At 71.8% G+C, this 2,089-nt stretch carries 2 protein-coding genes; both read left to right on the top strand.

Translation table 11 applies throughout. The annotated features are described in order from the left end of the window. Positions 1-1,521: carboxyl transferase domain-containing protein (locus EIO58_RS16800; RefSeq protein ID WP_127820431.1), on the top strand; the 1,521-nt coding region annotated here is incomplete at its 5' end. A gap of 4 nt (positions 1,522-1,525) precedes the next feature. Next, positions 1,526-2,089: biotin carboxylase N-terminal domain-containing protein (locus EIO58_RS16805; protein WP_127820432.1), on the top strand; the 564-nt coding region annotated here is incomplete at its 3' end.

The raw sequence follows: 2,089 nt of genomic DNA on the forward strand, positions 1-2,089 counted from the left end.
CGGCAGCGGCTGGCCGAGGTGGCGCTCGGAGGTCCCGCCGCCTCGCGCGAACGCCATGTGTCGCGCGGCAAGCTGCTGCCCCGCGACCGCGTCGCGCGGCTGCTCGACGAGGGAAGCCCGTTCCTGGAGGTGGCGCCGCTCGCCGCCGAGGGGCTCTACGACGGCGACGCTCCGGCGGCCGGCGTGATCGCCGGCATCGGTCTCGTGCACGGCCGGCACGTGATGGTGGTGTGCAACGACGCCACCGTCAAGGGCGGCACGTACTATCCCCTGACCGTGAAGAAGCACCTGCGCGCGCAGGAGATCGCGCTCGAGAACCGGCTGCCGTGCGTCTACCTCGTCGACTCGGGCGGTGCGTTCCTGCCGATGCAGGACGAGGTGTTCCCCGATCGCGACCACTTCGGCCGCATCTTCTTCAACCAGGCGCGACTGTCGGCGGCCGGCATTCCGCAGATCGCCGCTGTGCTCGGATCCTGCACGGCGGGCGGCGCCTACGTGCCGGCGATGAGCGACGAGACGGTCATCGTGCGCAATCAGGGCACGATCTTCCTCGGCGGCCCGCCCCTCGTGAAGGCCGCCATCGGCGAGGTCGTGACAGCCGAGGAGCTCGGCGGGGGAGAGCTCCACGCGCGCCGCTCGGGTGTCGTCGACCACCTCGCCGAAGACGACGAGCACGCGCTCGAGATCGTCCGCGACATCGTCGCGACCCTGTCGCCTCCGGCGCCGCCCGCGTGGGACGTCGTGCCGACGGTCGAGCCGGCGGTGCCGGCATCCGATCTCCACTGTGTCGTCCCCGTCGACGTCAACCAGCCGTACGACGTGCGAGAGGTGATCGCGCGCCTCGTCGACGCGAGCGAGTTCCACGAGTTCAAGCGGGAGTATGGCGACACGCTCGTCACCGGCTTCGCGCGCCTTCACGGCCACCCGGTCGGCATCGTCGCCAACAACGGCGTGCTGTTCAGCGAGTCCGCCCTCAAGGGCACGCACTTCGTCGAGCTGTGCGATCAGCGCGGCGTGCCGCTGCTGTTCCTGCAGAACATCTCGGGCTTCATGGTGGGGCGCGATGCCGAAGCCGGCGGCATCGCGAAGGACGGCGCCAAGATGGTGACCGCGGTGGCGACGACGCGCGTGCCGAAACTCACCGTCGTGATCGGGGGCTCGTTCGGCGCCGGCAACTACTCGATGTGCGGACGCGCCTACTCGCCGCGGTTCCTGTGGACGTGGCCGGCCAGCCGCATCTCGGTCATGGGCGGCCCGCAGGCGGCGTCGGTGCTCTCCACGGTCAAGCGCGACCAGCTCGAAGCGCGCGGCGAAGAGTGGTCAGCCGACCAGCAGGCCGCATTCGAGGCGCCCATCCGCGCTCAGTACGAGCAGCAGGGCGACCCCTTCTATGCCACCGCGCGCCTCTGGGACGACGGCATCGTCGACCCCCTCGACACCCGCGACCTCCTCGGACTGGCGCTCGACGTCGTGTCGCGCTCACCGCTGCCGGAGCCCCGCTTCGGCGTCTTCCGGATGTGACCCGATGACCGACGCCCTCTTCCACACCGTCCTCGTCGCCAACCGCGGCGAGATCGCCCGGCGGGTCATCCGCACGCTCCACCGCCTCGGCATCCGCTCGGTCGCCGTCTACAGCGACGCCGACGCGACCGCGCCGCACGTGCGTGAGGCCGACGTGGCCGTGCGCATCGGTCCGGCTCCGGCCGCGCAGTCGTACCTCGACATCGCTGCCGTCGTCGCCGCCGCGCTCGAGACGGGCGCGCAGGCGGTGCACCCGGGGTACGGGTTCCTCTCCGAGAACGTCGAGTTCTCGCGGGCATGCGCCGAGGCCGGTCTGGTGTTCATCGGCCCGGGGGAGCGGGCGCTCGACGTCATGGGCGACAAGATCCGCGCCAAGGATCACGTCGCTGCGCACGGCGTGCCGACCGTCCCCGGCTTCAGTGCGGCGGGCATGACGGATGCCGCCATCGCGGCCGCGGCGGCCGCCACCGGCTTTCCGCTGCTGGTGAAGCCGTCGGCTGGCGGCGGCGGCAAGGGCATGCAGGTGGTGCGCAGCGAGGCCGACCTCGCCGACGCGCTCGCGACCGCG

Source organism: Microbacterium sp. CPCC 204701, from assembly GCF_004010105.1.
Classification (GTDB): domain Bacteria; phylum Actinomycetota; class Actinomycetes; order Actinomycetales; family Microbacteriaceae; genus Microbacterium.